At 39.0% G+C, this 15063-nt stretch carries 15 protein-coding genes; 9 read left to right on the forward strand and 6 right to left on the reverse strand.

The genetic code is table 11. From position 1 onward, the window contains the following. Positions 1-182 precede the first annotated feature (182 nt). Positions 183-776, reverse strand: a complete 594-nt coding sequence (locus tag ACNR9Q_RS14450; protein WP_419211932.1) for a gluconate 2-dehydrogenase subunit 3 family protein — start codon at positions 774-776, stop codon at positions 183-185. A gap of 3 nt (positions 777-779) precedes the next feature. Next, positions 780-2480: a GMC oxidoreductase gene (locus tag ACNR9Q_RS14455; protein WP_419211933.1), complete on the reverse strand. Its 1701-nt coding sequence runs from the start codon at positions 2478-2480 to the stop codon at positions 780-782. Between the two features lie 315 nt (positions 2481-2795). On the opposite strand from ACNR9Q_RS14455, the gene ACNR9Q_RS14460 reads away from it, so the two are divergent. Next, positions 2796-4367 (forward strand): M81 family metallopeptidase, encoded by a 1572-nt coding sequence (locus ACNR9Q_RS14460; protein ID WP_419211934.1) that lies wholly within the window; start codon positions 2796-2798, stop codon positions 4365-4367. Positions 4368-4372: 5 nt separating this feature from the next. Here ACNR9Q_RS14460 and ACNR9Q_RS14465 read toward each other — a convergent pair whose 3' ends face one another. From ACNR9Q_RS14465 to ACNR9Q_RS14475, 3 genes are all read right to left on the reverse strand, one after another. Further along, entirely contained in the window at positions 4373-5026 is a 654-nt protein-coding gene (locus ACNR9Q_RS14465) for a DUF2461 domain-containing protein (protein ID WP_419211935.1), read from the reverse strand. 118 nt (positions 5027-5144) lie between these two features. Continuing rightward, on the reverse strand, positions 5145-5942 hold the full coding sequence (locus tag ACNR9Q_RS14470) for a TIGR00266 family protein (protein ID WP_419211936.1): 798 nt from the start codon (positions 5940-5942) through the stop codon (positions 5145-5147). Positions 5943-6063: 121 nt separating this feature from the next. Next, entirely contained in the window at positions 6064-6519 is a 456-nt protein-coding gene (locus ACNR9Q_RS14475) for a DUF4442 domain-containing protein (protein ID WP_419211937.1), read from the reverse strand. 195 nt (positions 6520-6714) lie between these two features. Here ACNR9Q_RS14475 and ACNR9Q_RS14480 point away from each other — a divergent pair, with 195 nt between their 5' ends. From ACNR9Q_RS14480 to ACNR9Q_RS14510, 7 genes are all read left to right on the forward strand, one after another. Then, positions 6715-7197, forward strand: coding sequence for a DUF4870 domain-containing protein (locus tag ACNR9Q_RS14480; RefSeq protein WP_419211938.1), 483 nt, complete (start codon positions 6715-6717; stop codon positions 7195-7197). Between the two features lie 166 nt (positions 7198-7363). Next, positions 7364-7699 (forward strand): PadR family transcriptional regulator, encoded by a 336-nt coding sequence (locus ACNR9Q_RS14485; protein WP_419214287.1) that lies wholly within the window; start codon positions 7364-7366, stop codon positions 7697-7699. 2 nt (positions 7700-7701) lie between these two features. Continuing rightward, positions 7702-9510 (forward strand): PspC domain-containing protein, encoded by a 1809-nt coding sequence (locus tag ACNR9Q_RS14490; RefSeq protein ID WP_419211939.1) that lies wholly within the window; start codon positions 7702-7704, stop codon positions 9508-9510. A gap of 107 nt (positions 9511-9617) precedes the next feature. Beyond that, positions 9618-10349, forward strand: coding sequence for a head GIN domain-containing protein (locus tag ACNR9Q_RS14495; RefSeq protein ID WP_419211940.1), 732 nt, complete (start codon positions 9618-9620; stop codon positions 10347-10349). Between the two features lie 105 nt (positions 10350-10454). After that, a complete protein-coding gene (locus ACNR9Q_RS14500; protein ID WP_419211941.1) occupies positions 10455-11468 on the forward strand; it encodes a dipeptide epimerase in 1014 nt (337 codons plus the stop codon). Then, positions 11468-12514, forward strand: coding sequence for an aminotransferase class I/II-fold pyridoxal phosphate-dependent enzyme (locus ACNR9Q_RS14505; protein WP_419211942.1), 1047 nt, complete (start codon positions 11468-11470; stop codon positions 12512-12514). Before ACNR9Q_RS14500 ends, ACNR9Q_RS14505 begins: the two co-directional genes overlap by 1 nt. Positions 12515-12644: 130 nt before the next feature. Next, complete coding sequence (locus ACNR9Q_RS14510; protein WP_419211943.1) at positions 12645-13091, forward strand: hypothetical protein; 447 nt, start codon at positions 12645-12647, stop codon at positions 13089-13091. Between the two features lie 62 nt (positions 13092-13153). Here the strand turns inward: ACNR9Q_RS14510 and trxB are convergent, their stop codons facing one another. After that, the gene (gene trxB, locus ACNR9Q_RS14515; RefSeq protein WP_419211944.1) at positions 13154-14137 is read right to left on the reverse strand and encodes a thioredoxin-disulfide reductase; all 984 of its coding nucleotides are present in this window, start codon (positions 14135-14137) and stop codon (positions 13154-13156) included. 226 nt (positions 14138-14363) lie between these two features. On the opposite strand from trxB, the gene ACNR9Q_RS14520 reads away from it, so the two are divergent. Beyond that, positions 14364-15059 (forward strand): LytR/AlgR family response regulator transcription factor, encoded by a 696-nt coding sequence (locus tag ACNR9Q_RS14520; RefSeq protein ID WP_419211945.1) that lies wholly within the window; start codon positions 14364-14366, stop codon positions 15057-15059. Positions 15060-15063: the final 4 nt, after the last annotated feature.

Consider the following 15063-nt stretch of genomic DNA (forward strand, 5'->3'; position numbering starts at 1 on the left):
CAAAAGAAGATACGGATCGAATTATAGCCCGTTCCCTTAAGCACCTAGGTGTAGAGCGATTAGACTTAGTGCAATTCGGTTAGAGGGATTATCTCCCCCACTATTCGGAAACGGCTGTGCACCTTTCCGAATTGCAAAAAAAAGGGAAAAATAACAGCATAAGAAGTCCGTATAGTCAACGGCTACAAACTCCAGCGATTACCGACTTCTGAAAGTGGCTTGCAAGGCTCGTAAGTTCCGGGAATAGGATCATAACTTAGTACATTTACGCCCATTTCTTCAGATGTAAAATAGGCCCAAATTGCCATGGATTTTAAAGCTCTATAAAATCCAATCGGTTCTTGTTCGCCAACAGTTGTACCCCAAATACCAGGATTGAAGATAGCGGAATTGGCTTCGGCCTCCTCTAAAACTTTAACTCTATCAGATTCACTAAGGTTGATGAAGATATCACCATATTTTTCTTTGGTTTCAGCATTGAAATCTGCAATCGCCTTTCTCATGTTTTCCTGACCCTCTTTTTCATAAGATTCCGCTATAACCTTATCTATAAAAATATCGGCCTTAACATCTAAAGCTCCCGGAGTATCTGTGGTGGGCAAAATCATATCCATAATCATGGCCACCGTTTTAGCTTCCTCTTCCGTAAAAAACTCCGGTTTCCACTCCAACCGGTTTTCGGCCTTGCACGATTCGAATAATGAGAGGATGGATGGCATTAAAATAGTTGCTCCTGCAAAAAGACCTGTTCTTTGTAACGCTTTTCTTCTGTCCATAACTTAAATATTCATTTTTTTCAATTCAGATACCGCATAATCGGCCGCTCTTGCCGTAAGTGCCATATAAGTCAAAGAAGGGTTGACGCAAGATGAGGATGTCATACACGCTCCATCGGTTACGAAAACATTTTTCGCCGCATGTACTTGATTGAATCCGTTCAACACAGAAGTCTTTGGGTCCCTGCCCATTCTGGCCGTACCCATTTCGTGTACGCCGTACCCTGGCGGATGCTCTTCATCAAATCCCATCACATCCTTAACACCCGCTTTGGTGAGCATTTCGACGGCATCTTCCTGAATCTGCTTATTTAATGCTTTTTCATTCTCCTTGAATTCAGCATCAATCGTCAAGGTAGGTTGTCCCCATTTATCTAAAACATCAGGATTTAGCGAAACTTGATTGTCGTGATAAGGTAAACACTCTGCAAAACCGGTAATAAAGAATTCCCAGGGTCCCGGTTTTAATATAGCATCCTTGAATGATGCTCCAAAAGACTTCTCATTAGCAGGATTGCCTCCTCTATAGCCAGCACCTTGAAAACCAAAACCTCTAATAAATTTGTCCGATTTCGATTTTTCGTCAATGTTTACATATCTGGGAATGTAAATTCCGTTGGGTCTACGTCCTTTATAATATTTATCCTCAAAACCATCAATCTTCCCAATGGCACCAACCCTGTAGGTATGATCCATTAGATTATGTCCGAGTTCTCCGCTGTCATTCCCTAGACCATTCTCAAAACGATCTGAAACCGAATTCATTAAAATCTGAGTTGTCCCTAGTGTTGAACCGTTCACGAAAACAATTTTTGCGGAATAGTCGATGGCCTCGTTGGTTTCCGCATCGATTATCCGAACCCCGGTAACTTTGCCCTTGCTATCGTCATATATTAACGATTGCACAATCGAAAAAGGTCTAAACGTAAGATTTCCAGTGGCGTTCGCTGCAGGTAAGGTTACCGCGTTACTACTGAAATAGGCGCCATAAGGACACCCTCTACTGCATCTATTTCTATTTTGGCATTGACCTCGTCCATTTAAAGGTTCTGTTAAATGGGCCACTCTACCAATGGTCATATTCCTTCCCTCGAATTCCTTTTCAATGCGCTCCTTCACGTGTTTCTCCACACAGTTCAATTCCATTGGCGGCAGAAAATGGCTATCCGGTAATTGAGGCAAACCTAAAGCCTCACCACTAATTCCTGCAAATTTTTCAACATAAGTGTACCATGGTTCAATGTCCTTATATCTAATCGGCCAATCTACACCATGACCATCTTGGGCATTCGCTTCAAAATCGATATCACTCCAACGGTAGGTCTGTTTACCCCATAGCATAGACTTACCTCCCATTTGATGACCACGTAACCAAAGAAAAGGTTTCTTCTCAGTATACGGATTGGCCTCATCATCTGCCCAAAAGTGCTCTGTATCCTTTCCTACCCAACCGGATCTAATATTTTTATAATGCTTCTTTTTTTCGTCCGGGGTAAGTCCACCTCGTAGATCCATATCCCATGGATCCCAATTCATGGTAGGGTAATCCACAACATGTTCTACAACTCTACCACGTTCTAGCACCAAAGTTTTCAAGCCCTTTTCACAGAGTTCTTTTGCTGCCCAACCTCCACTAATTCCAGATCCGATAACGATAGCATCATAGGTCATATCCTTCTTAGCGTCAATATTAAAATTTGCCATTATGAATGTTGAGTTAATTTCAAGGTCTAAATTAACCAATAATACAAAGATGTCAAGTATTACAACAATATCTTACGGTATTTTTAATAATGAAACACAATATTAGTTTAATCAATAACAAACCATAGGTTAGCGATTGATATACAAAACCAACCACTTATTTGAACTTCGGTAAAGAAAATATGCAGTTTCTTTTATTTCGAAAACCTTTTCGTCATTAAGGGTAGTGCTATATTATTCGTATATGATTTTTAAAGTGTATATTTAAATTTGAAGCTTATTTTATCTTTTTACAAAAATATTAAACCGACTACATTGAACCGACTATCGTATTGTTACCTTTTATTCATTGTACTGGCAATTTCTTGCCAGCAAAACCAAAAGGAGAAAGAAAAAAAAGAATTGCCTAGAATTGCCATTGCCGGATTAGGTATTGAAAGTAGTACCTTTTCGCCAGCACTAACCAATGAAGAAGCATTTCATGCCCAAATTGGGGATTCTATATTTACAAAATATCCTTTTCTGCAAAAGGATTCCCTAGATAGAAATAGAGCGCAGTGGATACCTACCTTGGTAGGAAAATCGCTCCCGGGAGGAACCGTAACCCGAGAGGCTTATGAATCTTTGGTAGACAAAACCTTGAAATTGCTTAAGGAGAACGGTCCTTACGACGGGCTTTTCTTTGATATTCATGGGGCGATGAGCGTTGTAGGACTTAAAGATGCAGAAGGTGATCTGATAAAACGGATACGGGAGGTAATTGGACCTGATGTATTGATATCCACGTCAATGGACCTTCATGGAAACGTAACTGAACAACTAGCCAAACATACAGATTTGATTACCTGCTACCGTATGGCTCCTCATGAAGACGCCATTGAATCTAAAAAACGAGCAGTAGATAATCTCTTGGAACGCTTGGAAAATGGCAAAGGCAGACCAAACTTTAAAGCCTGGGTTCCGGTACCTATTCTTTTACCCGGAGAGAAAACGAGTACGCGCATTGAACCGGGTAAAGGTCTTTATGCGAAAGTTCCTGAGGTCGCCAACCAAGAAGGTGTTATCGATGCCGCTATCTGGATCGGCTATGCTTGGGCAGATGAACCACGTAACCATGCCGTAGTAATGGTGACTGGTGATGATAAGGAAAAAGTTGCCAAAGGAGCCGAAACATTAGCGCGAAGCTTCTGGGAAGTGCGCAATCAATTTGAATTTGTTGCGCCTACCGCCACCTTGGATGAGAGTTTGAAACTTGCATTGGAAAGCAAAGAACATCCCTACATGATCAGTGACATGGGCGATAATCCAACGGCAGGCGGTGCAGGTGATGTTACTTGGACCTTAGAAAAATTATTGGCACGACCAGAATTTAAATCGGAAAACGGGCCGTCATTGATTTATGCATCTATCCCAGGTCCTGAATTTGTCGGAAAAGCAATTGAAATCGGTGTTGGAGGAAAAATAAAAGCCAAAGCAGGGGCTGCCGTAGATCATCGTTTTTCCGGACCTTTGGAACTGGAAGGAACCATTGAGGCGATAAAACATGGTGATAAAAATGCCGAAGTTGAAGTCGTTGTGAAAATCGGAAGCATTCATGTTATTGTTACTAAAAAAAGAAAGCCCTATCATTTTCTAAGCGATTTCACCAACTTAGGTCTGAATCCAAAAGAAACGGATATTGTTGTAGTTAAAATCGGGTATTTAGTACCCGAACTTTATGATATGCGTGGGGATTGGATTATGGCACTTACTCCCGGTGGTGTGGACCAGGATTTAGAACGTCTAGGCTATAAAGGCATTAAAAGACCTATGTTCCCTTTGGATAAGGATATGGACAATCCTGATTTAAGTGCCCGTTTTATTCCAGCTTCGAACATAACGGACTAAGACCATTATACCGTAATTGCCTTGTTCAAGTACTTTCTAAAAGGAAGCATTTCTTTATAGACTTGTATTAATCGTTCGTCGAAATTATCATCGAAGGTTGCTATCGTAGAAAATTCTTTGACAACAGCAAAAGTTTTATGCTTAAGCAACTCAATATGCTCATGTTCTTTTGCAAAACCTTTCGGGGCATTGGTTAGTTTCACATCTTCATAAAGTTCACCGAACTCATGTTTAAAAGACTTTTTATTTAAGATTTTTTTGAGGTTTTCACCGTCATAATCAATGGCATCTCGAATGCTATTTAGTCTTTTGGCATCTGGTCTCCAAAGTCCTCCAGCAAAAATGCAACGGTCTATCCCTAATTCAAAATAGAAATCTGCCGTATTCGGTTTTTTGTCGAATCCTGCTCCAAAATGATCCTTATAAATCGGTTTATTCGGGTGAAACATTAAATTGTTATTAATGCGGTTGATTCCCTTTTTACCCGGGGTGTCAAAATAATCGCTATCCAGCGCAGCTAATTGAACATTTATTCGATCTAACCACGCAATAAATTCATCACGAACTTCTTTGTACCATTTACGGTTGGCATCCATCCACTCCTTATTATTGTTCTTTTGGAGTTTCTTTAAAAAGGTAAGCTGGTTATTAAAATCCATGTTTAAAAACTTGACTATATCTTATCAAAAGTAATCGCTAAAAAAAGTTTGAAGCATCACAGAAATAGATTATCCTATTTTGTGATGCTTCATAATACCCCGAAAAAAATCAGTTTCTCTAGAAACGGTTATCTCCGTCCAATAAATCCCCTAATCCGCCAAGAATACTTCCTTCACCCTTATCTTTTCCTCCTCTTGGAATAGCTGCGATAACGCGGCCTGCCAACCTACTGAAGGGTAGGGATTGAATATAAACCGTACCGGGGCCTTGAAGTTTCGCGAAGAACAGTCCTTCCCCTCCAAAAATACTATTCCTGATCCCACCAATAAACTCAATATCATAATCCACTTCTTTGGTAAATCCAACGATACAACCCGTATCCACTTTTAGTACTTCTCCGGGCGCCAAGGTTTTCTTTGCCAAGGTTCCACCAGCGTGTATAAAAGCCATTCCGTCTCCTTCCAATTTCTGCATAATGAATCCTTCTCCACCAAAAAGGCCACGGCCCAAACGTTTAGAAAATTCAATGCCTATGGACACACCTTGCGCCGCACATAGAAAAGCGTCCTTCTGGCAAATAAATCGTCCACCCATTTCAGACAGATCAATGGGTAGAATTTTACCTGGATAAGGCGATGCAAAACTGACCTGTTTTTTACCATGACCTATATTAAGAAAGGCGGTCATAAAAAGACTTTCGCCCGTTAGCATTCGCTTACCGGCAGAGAATATTTTACCTAGAACACTATTATCTTGATTTGAACCATCACCAAAAATGGTATTCATCTTAATATCATTGTCCATCATCATAAAACTACCCGCTTCGGCAACCACTGCTTCTTGCGGATCTAGTTCTATTTCTACATACTGCATTTCTTCACCAAAAATCTCGTAGTCAATTTCGTGTGCGTTCATTTGTTATTTAGTTTTTTGTTGATAGTTGTTAGTTGTCATAAGAGGATGAATTGTTACAGCTTAGGATATATTTTTTTATAAAATTGGTTATGGACTAATTTATTTCAGTGGCAACCAACAACTATTGTTTTAACCTGACCGTCCATTCAAAATCAAAAGTACTTACCACTACCCCATCTTCATTTACGCCAACGGATTTCATCCAAATGGTCTGCCCTTCTCCTGTAGCGATTGTTTTATCCAAAGCTTCTTTGATAAGGTGACCATCTTGACAAGTAAAAGTTATTTTACCTGTCGCTTTTTTAGAAAAATTGGCTTTATTATTCGCAACCAACATCGATATTTTTTTGCCCGTTTCTTCAATTTGATCGATCATCATGGCTCCCGTTGCCAACTCGGCTGCCATACCCTGTACGGCCCAAAACATAGAATTAAACGGATTCTGATTGATCCATCTATGGGTAACCGTTACCTCGGCCCTAGTTTTATTTATTGACCGTAAACGTACACCGCACCACCATGCAGCAGGAAGCTTAAAGAAAGAGAATGCATTGAATTTACTAGGGCTGACGGCCATATTATTTTTATTTTTTTTCTAAATGTATCGATAATATCTCAATTCGTAAAATGTTAAATTAATGTTAATTATTAGTACTATGCGTTACATAGTACCTTCTTTTAGCCATATATTTGCATAGTAAGTTATTAGGTTATCAACGCAATTGGTCTAAGCCCAGTAATTAAAACATCAATCATTATTAATAAATCAATCATGACAGAAACAGTAACCAAACACGAAAGAAACCTCTCTGCACTCATCCATGCGAGTACGTTCTCCAAATATTTTATTCCCTTCGGCAATTTCATAATTCCCTTAGTTCTTTGGACAGCGAATAAAAAGGAATATGAATTTGTGGACCATAACGGAAAACAAGCCTTGAACTTTCAAATAAGCCTTCTACTCTATTCGGTTTTAATAGGCATGGTAAGTATTCCATTTTTCTTAGGGGGTGTTTTGCCGAATATTTTTGATTTTGACCATTTTAGCTTTCCAAACCTTCATAATCTAAATAATATCAATTTTCATTTTGACAGTGATGACTTCTTTGGTCCGTGGATGATCCCTGCCGGCATATTAGGCTTGGCACAGTCTGCCCTGTTCATCGTCAATATCGTCTATACCATTTTAGCTACTATACGAACCAATGAAGGACAGGTATTTCATTATCCGCTAACCATCAAGTTCATTAAATAAGTACCTGGGTCTTAATCACGCCCAGAGGGAGTTTATCATCAATTAAAGAGTTTATTCATCAACATCAAGTAATGAAACAAAAAACGAACAGTCAATCATGCAGACAACAAGCACAACGGAGTCATCCCCTCCTAAAAAGGGACTGCATAAAAAGCAAGCAGAAACTATGAATGTAGAAAACACAAAAGCGCAAATGCGAAAAGGGGTTTTAGAGTACTGCATCCTGTCCATCTTGAATGGACACGATAAGTATGCCTCTGAAATTCTCGATACGCTTAAAGATGCCAAAATGCTGGTAGTAGAAGGAACTATATATCCTCTATTGACCCGACTCAAAAATGCGGGACTACTAAATTATCGATGGGAAGAATCGACCTCTGGACCACCCCGTAAATATTATACCCTGACCGAGACTGGAAAGCTTTTCCTTAAGGAACTGGACACCACTTGGGACGAATTAAGAAAAGCCACTAACCTGGTAACCAACACAAAAAATAGCTAACCATGAACAAGACAGTAAACATAAATTTAGCGAACATGCTCTTTCATATAGATGAAGATGCATACAATAAAATGCGTAGGTATTTGGAATCTGTAAAGCGTTCCTTTGCCAACACTCCGGGAAGCGATGAAATCATTGCCGACATTGAGGCCCGTATCGCCGAACTTTTCCATGAAAAGTTAGAAAATGAGCGACAGGTCATTACCCATAAAGAGGTTGACGAAGTCATTGCCATCATGGGTCAGCCCGAAGATTACATGGTAGACGAAGAAATATTTGAAGATGAACCAAGGCCCAAAACTGCCACTTCACCAGGTCGGGTCAAAAAGCTCTACCGAGATACAGATAAAAAATACGTCGCCGGGGTATCCTCTGGTTTGGCCCATTATTTTGGAATCGACCCCTTATGGATCCGTCTACTTTGGATTTTCTTGACCATATTCACTTGGGGTGGTTTTATTTTCATCTATGGCTTATTATGGATCCTTATTCCAGAAGCAAAAACCACTTCACAGAAGTTGGATATGAGCGGTGAAACCGTAAACATCAGCAACATAGAACGTAAGGTAAAAGAGGGTTTTGAGGACGTAGCGGATCGTGTAAAAAGTGTTGACTATGAAAAAGTGGGCAACACCGTCAAAAAAGGAGGAAAAACCATCTTTGACACCTTTGGGGATATTGTATTGTTCCTTTTTAAAATCATCGGGAAATTCATTGGGATTCTTTTGGTCATCATTGGAGCTTCTACCTTGATCGGGCTTTTTGTAGGTCTTTTTACCGTTGGTATCTTAGATATTATCCATGTACCGGGTATTGATTTTTACAATGTAGTCAACTCGACCGATCTACCAATTTGGGTGGTCTCCTTACTGGCCTTTTTTGCCATCGGAATACCGTTTTTCTTTCTAATGTACTTGGGATTGAAAATTTTGGTGAACAACTTAAAATCAATCGGGAACATTGCAAAATTCTCGTTGTTAGGCTTATGGTTGATAACGGTTATACTTTTAATCGTCTTCGGTATTCGGGAAGTGGCATCACATGCTTATACCGGTAGCACTTCGGTTGAAAATGAAATCACATCCATCATTCCTTCCGATACTTTGCAGATGAAAATCGTTTCCACTGATGAATATGATTATGAAAAAGATATGCACATGGGAGATACCTTTATTTCTTATGACGATAGTGGTAATAAGATTTTGGTTTCAGATGATGTTCGGTTCCGCATTCGTAAATCGCAAGACTCTTTGGTTCGTGTTCAGGTACGAAAAGAGGCCGATGGCCCTTCTAATAGAGAGGCAAAGGAAATAGCCGAACAGATCATCTATGAATATGAAGTAAAAGGCAACACTATACTCTTCAATGACTATTTAACGACCCAAGGCCCAAAGTTCAAGGATCAAGAAGTGCGGGTCAATCTTTTTCTTCCGGTAGGTACTGTACTAAAGTATGAGCAGACAACCAGTCGGGATTGGATTACCACAATGACCACTGATAGGGATGTTGATAATCTTGAAGGGTATGTTTGGAAAATGGCCGATAACGGAGAACTTCAATGCCTAAATTGCCCTGAATTCATGGAATCTGATTATGAGGATGAAAACAGAATCAAAATTAACGATAAGGGAATCGACATCAACATCAATGATAATGGTGAAAAGGGAAAAATTAAAATTGATGAAAATGGTATAGACATCGATGTGAATGACAACGGCGAATCCTTTAAAATGAAGTTAGATGAGAACGGGATGAAAATCCGTGCAGAACAAGGAGATTCCACCTATACAAAAACGGTTTCAAAAAACTAAAAATCAATAAAATACAGTTGAGTCCCAAAATAATACGGTTGGGTACTATTAATGTGGTCAACCAATTAAAAAAAACCAATTTTACATCAATCTAAAAACAATCAATCATGACAACACTAGTAAGAATTACAATTGCACTTCTCTTAGCCCTATTACTTTCCTCTTGCGGCTTTGACCTTAATTTCGGGGATTTTGGATCAGGCGAAAAAGGTAATGGCATCGTTGTTGAAGAAACACGTGAAGTTACAGAAGAATTTACAATGGTTTCAGCTTCCGAAGGTATAGAGGTCTATGTCACCCAAGGTAACGATTTTGACATCTCTGTTGAGGCCGACGAAAATATCATGGACTTGATAGGAACAGATATTCGGAACGGGAAACTAAAGATCCATGCTATTGAGAATATCGGTAGGGCTACTAAAAAAGTATATGTTACACTGCCTAACGTAACCGGACTTTATGCTTCAAGCGGATCTCATTTAACGGCCGAAAACAAGATAAATTCCAGCAAACTAGAAATCGATGCCAGCAGTGGCGCTCTGCTAGAGGCAAGCGTAAATGTAAATGACATGGAAATAGATGCCAGTAGTGGCGCTAATATAACGCTTTCAGGTACTGCCAAAGAAGTTTATGTTGATGGTAGCAGTGGTGCTTATATAAAAGCAACCGACCTTTCTACTATAAGCTGTAAGGCAGATGCCAGTAGTGGTGCCAATCTTACTATTAATGTTTCCGGTAATTTAACCGCTGATGCCAGTAGTGGCGGTAATATTTCCTATAAAGGTGACCCCTCTGTTCAAAAGAACAAATCCGTTTCCGGTAGTGTGTCAAAATACTAAAACGGTTGACAGCAGTTTAATTAGCAATCGGCCTAGCCTGAAAACCCACTGAATTATCAGTGGGTTTTCATTTTTTAGTTTTATCCTTATCTGTATATTAGTGGTATGCAAGTACACCTAAGAAAATACACGCTGCCCCTAAAGCATACCTTCAGTATTTCTAGAGAATCACATGATTTTCAAGATACGATGATTGCCTCACTATCCTTAGAAGGCAAAACAGGTTTTGGAGAGGCTACATCAAATCCGTATTACAAGATTACAACGGACAGTATGATGACAGAAATTATGGCGATTAAGGATGAAATTGAAAATTTTGAGTTTACTAAACCTGAAATTTTCCATGCTTTTCTGGTGAACAAAGGCTTGTCTAACTTTGCTATCTGTGCTTTAGATCTTGCTGCCCATGATCTCTACGGTAAATTATTGGGGAAACCTTTATACGAAATTTGGTGTACAGGTACCGAGCATTATCCCATAACCAATTACACTATCGGTATCGCCCCCATTGATGTGATGTTGGCCAAGATGCAAGAAATGCCATGGCCTATCTATAAAATAAAATTAGGAACGGAGGACGATGTTGCAATTGTAAGGGAACTCAGAAAACATACCGATGCAGTTTTTCGTATCGATGCCAATTGCGCTTGGACCGCCAAGGAAACCATACATAATGCCCCACTTTTAAGAGATCTCGGAGTAGAATTCTTAGAACAACCGTTGAAGGCCAATGACTGGCAGGGTATGGAACAGGTAATGCACCATTCTTCGCTGCCTGTAATTGCAGATGAAAGCTGCATTGTAGAAAGTGATGTTGAAAAATGTGCACTCCATTTTAGCGGTATCAATATAAAATTGACGAAGTGCGGTGGACTAACCCCTGCCCTACGCATGATTAGAAAGGCCAAAGATTTAGGTATAAAAGTTATGGTGGGCTGTATGACCGAATCGACTGTTGGTATTTCCGCCATCGCCCAACTTTTACCTCAATTAGACTATGTGGATATGGACGGAGCGCTACTTCTGAAAAAAGATATCGCCAGCGGAGTTAAAATAGAAACTGACGGAAAAGTGATTTTCCCCGAACTAGCCGGAAGCGGCGTACGCCTTTTAGATTAATGTTCACAATTGATGAATTTCCAGGTAGAGAAATCACTGTTCAGGGCAAAAATTTCCTCTATTTTGGTGGCACTGCTTACTTAGGATTACAAACCGATCCTGAATTCCAGTCGTTCTTCATAGCGAACGTCAAAAAGTTTGGGACTGGATATGGTGCATCGCGCAAATCGAACGTTCAAATTTCGGTTTTTGAGAAAACTGAAACCTATTTGACAAATATAGTAGGTAGCGAAGCTTGTATCACTTTATCCTCTGGGTATTTAGCCGGGCAATTGGTCTGCGATTATTTCAGTCAAGCAGCGTACCAATTGTTTTACGCGCCCAATACCCATTCTGCACTGTACAGGAACGGACAATTTATCTATCAAGATTGGTCTACATTAACGGATGATTTACTTAAAAGTCTTAATCTTCTGAATGAAAAAACCCCGGTCATTTTTTTGGATAGTGTGGATTTTGAAGGTGTAAACTTCCCCGATTTTAATTCACTTAAATCACTACCGTTGGAGAAAATCATTTTAGTTGTAGATGACTCCCATGGTATAGGAATTACAGGGGATTATGGAGGAGGTAGTTACCGTTATTTAGAATCGTTGAATCCAAAAGAATTAGTAGTTTCTTGCTCGTTAGGCAAGGGATTCGGACTGCAGGCCGGAGCTATTTTCAGTAGTTTACGATGCATCGAAAATCTCAGGAATACGCAATTTTACGGTGGTGCCAGTCCCGCTACACCTGCTGCTATGGCAACCTTATTAGATGCTGATTCCATCTACCCTACCAAGCGTAAACGACTTTCAGAAAATACCCGTTTTTTTTTGGAACAGGTTCAGAATTTAGCTTTGTTTTCATTCACTTCAGGGCATCCGGCCTTTAGTTTTCAAAATCAAAAGCTTTCCGAAAAATTGGAACAAGAACGTATTTTAGTTACCAACTTTAGGTATCCCACAAGTACTTCACCCTTAATGAGCCGTATTGTATTAAGTGCTTTACATACAAACGATGATATCAAAAAGCTCTGCACTATTATTAATTCATATAATTCTTAAATCTTCAATTCACACAATCATTTATTATAAAATTCATAATTATTTGATGTGATTATCAAGAAATCATAAATATATTTTTGTATCTTTTTAGTATGTAATCAACTCATTTACAAACTAAAATGCTTCAATTATGAAAAAAATAGCAGGTCTTGTTCTCTTAATGCTCGTCTTGGTCTCCACTGCCTCGTTGAGTACCATAAAAAAGAACCCCATGCATTCCATTCAAGGTACTTGGGAATTAGTAAGTTTTTATAATTATGACGGGCAAGAAATCATTGATACCGTTCCCACAACCGATGGTTATCGACAGGTTAAAATGTATTATAATGGTAAGATTATGTGGTCTAGATATGTCCCTAAAGACAAAATCGGTAGATTTGGATACGGATCATACCGAATAACAGATGACCAACTGATTGAAACCTTAGAATATGGTGATAATGAAATGATGGCAGCCATGGATACGATGCGTATTTTTACTTTTGAACTCCAACTAGGTGATGATAAGTTCAGCCAAATAAGCTGGGATGAAGAGGGTAACAGAACTTTTTCTGAAAATTATAAACGAATCGATTAAAGCATCGAGAATAAAAAAAAGCCGTTTCAATTGAAACGGCTTTTTTTATAAATATGTTTACTCTACAAATTGTACTGGTCGGCTACCGCTTCTTCTACCGAACCAATAGAGGCCAAGTAGCGTTCTGCATCTAATGCCGCCATGCAACCCGTACCCGCTGCGGTTACGGCCTGTCTATATTCTTTATCCTGAGCATCGCCACAGGCAAATACGCCTGGCAAATTCGTCTTGGTAGATTTACCTTTGGTCATCAAATAACCTGTTTCATCCATTTCCAACTGACCTTTAAAAATATCGGTATTTGGTTTATGCCCTATGGCAATAAACAGACCTGTAATTGCGATTTCATCTTTTTCACCGGTTTCATTGTTCACCATTCGCAAACCTTCGACCACCTGATCTCCTAAAACTTCGTCAACTTCGGTATTGTAACGTACTTCAATGTTCTCAAGGCTATGCACTCGATGTTGCATTGCTTTTGAAGCCCGCATATGGTCTTTACGCACCAACATTGTCACCTTGTTGCAAATATTGGCTAAATAGGATGCCTCTTCAGCAGCGGTATCCCCAGCTCCAACTATGGCGACATCTTGGCCCTTATAGAAAAAACCATCGCAAACGGCACAGGCAGAAACCCCACCTCCACGTAACTTTTGTTCACTAGGAATATTTAAATATTTTGCAGATGCTCCCGTTGATATAATTACGGTTTCGGCCTCTATTTGTGTCGTTCCATCTGCGGTAATCTTATGGATACCTCCTTTTTCCGTTGCCAGCTCAACCGCCGTTATCATCCCTATTCTCACTTCGGTACCAAAACGCTCTGCTTGCTGTTGCAATTGTACCATCATCGTAGGTCCATCGATTCCTTCAGGATAACCGGGGAAATTATCCACTTCGGTCGTAGTGGTCAATTGTCCTCCAGGTTCCATTCCCGTATACATAACAGGTTTTAAGTCAGCCCGCGCCGCATAAATAGCTGCAGTGTAGCCCGCCGGACCAGATCCTATAATCAATGTTTTAATACGTTCTATTTTGTCAGACATAATATCAAGTAATTCATTTATTCTTCTAAATAACAAATGTAGGTTTTTGAACAAAAAATTTACAATTAAGTTATCAAAAGTTTTAATTCAACAATAGGAAATCAATATACCGAATTCAACCTAAAAAACGAACCTGATTACTTTAAAGTAGTCTTAAAATTAATAGAGAATGAACCTCATCAAAATAAATGCGTAGGTATTTATAAGAACCTAAATGAAAATCTGGATGAGAACATTGACATGTGCTCTAGTAGAGGATTCAAATGTACATCGAATTCTATTGGAGAAAACAATCGAAAAAAATAATCAATTAGAACTGAAATATTCCTTTAATAACGGCATTGATGCCCTTAAAATATTGAACTTCAATACTATTGATATTTTATTCTTAGATATTGAAATGCCCCTTATGAACGGCTTTGAGTTTTTATCACGTTTACAATCAAATCCTCAAATAGTCATTACAAGTCAAAACCCTATATATGCATTACAGGCTTATGAATTCAATGTTACAGATTATCTTCTGAAACCGTTTACCAAAATCCGATTTGATATCGCCATTAAAAAGGCCAAAGAAAAAGTAAAAACCACTATTCAAGAGCTCCCCGAACATAAAATAATCGTTAAACACAATTTAAAACAGGTGGAGCTCAATATTCATACTATTCTATGGATAGAAGCTTTAGGAGATTATGTAAAGGTTATCACTCGACAACGAAATTATGTAGTGCTATCTACCTTGAGCGCCTTTCAGAAAAAAATTGGTAAACAACACTTCTTAAGAATCCATAAATCATATATCGTAAACCTAAAGATGGTAGAGCGATATAATCATCAATATATTGAAATACACGATAAAAAATTACCCATCAGCCGCACTAAAAATCTAGAATTAGACAAGCTCTTGAATTATTTGGATTAATTTT

This window comes from Maribacter sp. X9, assembly GCF_048537565.1.
Classification (GTDB): Bacteria; Bacteroidota; Bacteroidia; order Flavobacteriales; family Flavobacteriaceae; genus Maribacter.

What these genes read in the sequence shown, in the direction of transcription:
- ACNR9Q_RS14450 (WP_419211932.1), bottom strand. Translation starts at nt 776, where the DNA reads ATGGACAGAAGAAAAGCGTTACAAAGAACAGGTCTTTTTGCAGGAGCA.
- ACNR9Q_RS14455 (WP_419211933.1), bottom strand. Translation starts at nt 2,480, where the DNA reads ATGGCAAATTTTAATATTGACGCTAAGAAGGATATGACCTATGATGCT.
- ACNR9Q_RS14465 (WP_419211935.1), bottom strand. Translation starts at nt 5,026, where the DNA reads ATGGATTTTAATAACCAGCTTACCTTTTTAAAGAAACTCCAAAAGAAC.
- ACNR9Q_RS14470 (WP_419211936.1), bottom strand. Translation starts at nt 5,942, where the DNA reads ATGAACGCACACGAAATTGACTACGAGATTTTTGGTGAAGAAATGCAG.
- ACNR9Q_RS14475 (WP_419211937.1), bottom strand. Translation starts at nt 6,519, where the DNA reads ATGGCCGTCAGCCCTAGTAAATTCAATGCATTCTCTTTCTTTAAGCTT.
- ACNR9Q_RS14480 (WP_419211938.1), top strand. Translation starts at nt 6,715, where the DNA reads ATGACAGAAACAGTAACCAAACACGAAAGAAACCTCTCTGCACTCATC.
- ACNR9Q_RS14485 (WP_419214287.1), top strand. Translation starts at nt 7,364, where the DNA reads ATGAATGTAGAAAACACAAAAGCGCAAATGCGAAAAGGGGTTTTAGAG.
- ACNR9Q_RS14490 (WP_419211939.1), top strand. Translation starts at nt 7,702, where the DNA reads ATGAACAAGACAGTAAACATAAATTTAGCGAACATGCTCTTTCATATA.
- ACNR9Q_RS14495 (WP_419211940.1), top strand. Translation starts at nt 9,618, where the DNA reads ATGACAACACTAGTAAGAATTACAATTGCACTTCTCTTAGCCCTATTA.
- ACNR9Q_RS14500 (WP_419211941.1), top strand. Translation starts at nt 10,455, where the DNA reads ATGCAAGTACACCTAAGAAAATACACGCTGCCCCTAAAGCATACCTTC.
- ACNR9Q_RS14505 (WP_419211942.1), top strand. Translation starts at nt 11,468, where the DNA reads ATGTTCACAATTGATGAATTTCCAGGTAGAGAAATCACTGTTCAGGGC.
- ACNR9Q_RS14510 (WP_419211943.1), top strand. Translation starts at nt 12,645, where the DNA reads ATGAAAAAAATAGCAGGTCTTGTTCTCTTAATGCTCGTCTTGGTCTCC.
- trxB (WP_419211944.1), bottom strand. Translation starts at nt 14,137, where the DNA reads ATGTCTGACAAAATAGAACGTATTAAAACATTGATTATAGGATCTGGT.
- ACNR9Q_RS14520 (WP_419211945.1), top strand. Translation starts at nt 14,364, where the DNA reads ATGAGAACATTGACATGTGCTCTAGTAGAGGATTCAAATGTACATCGA.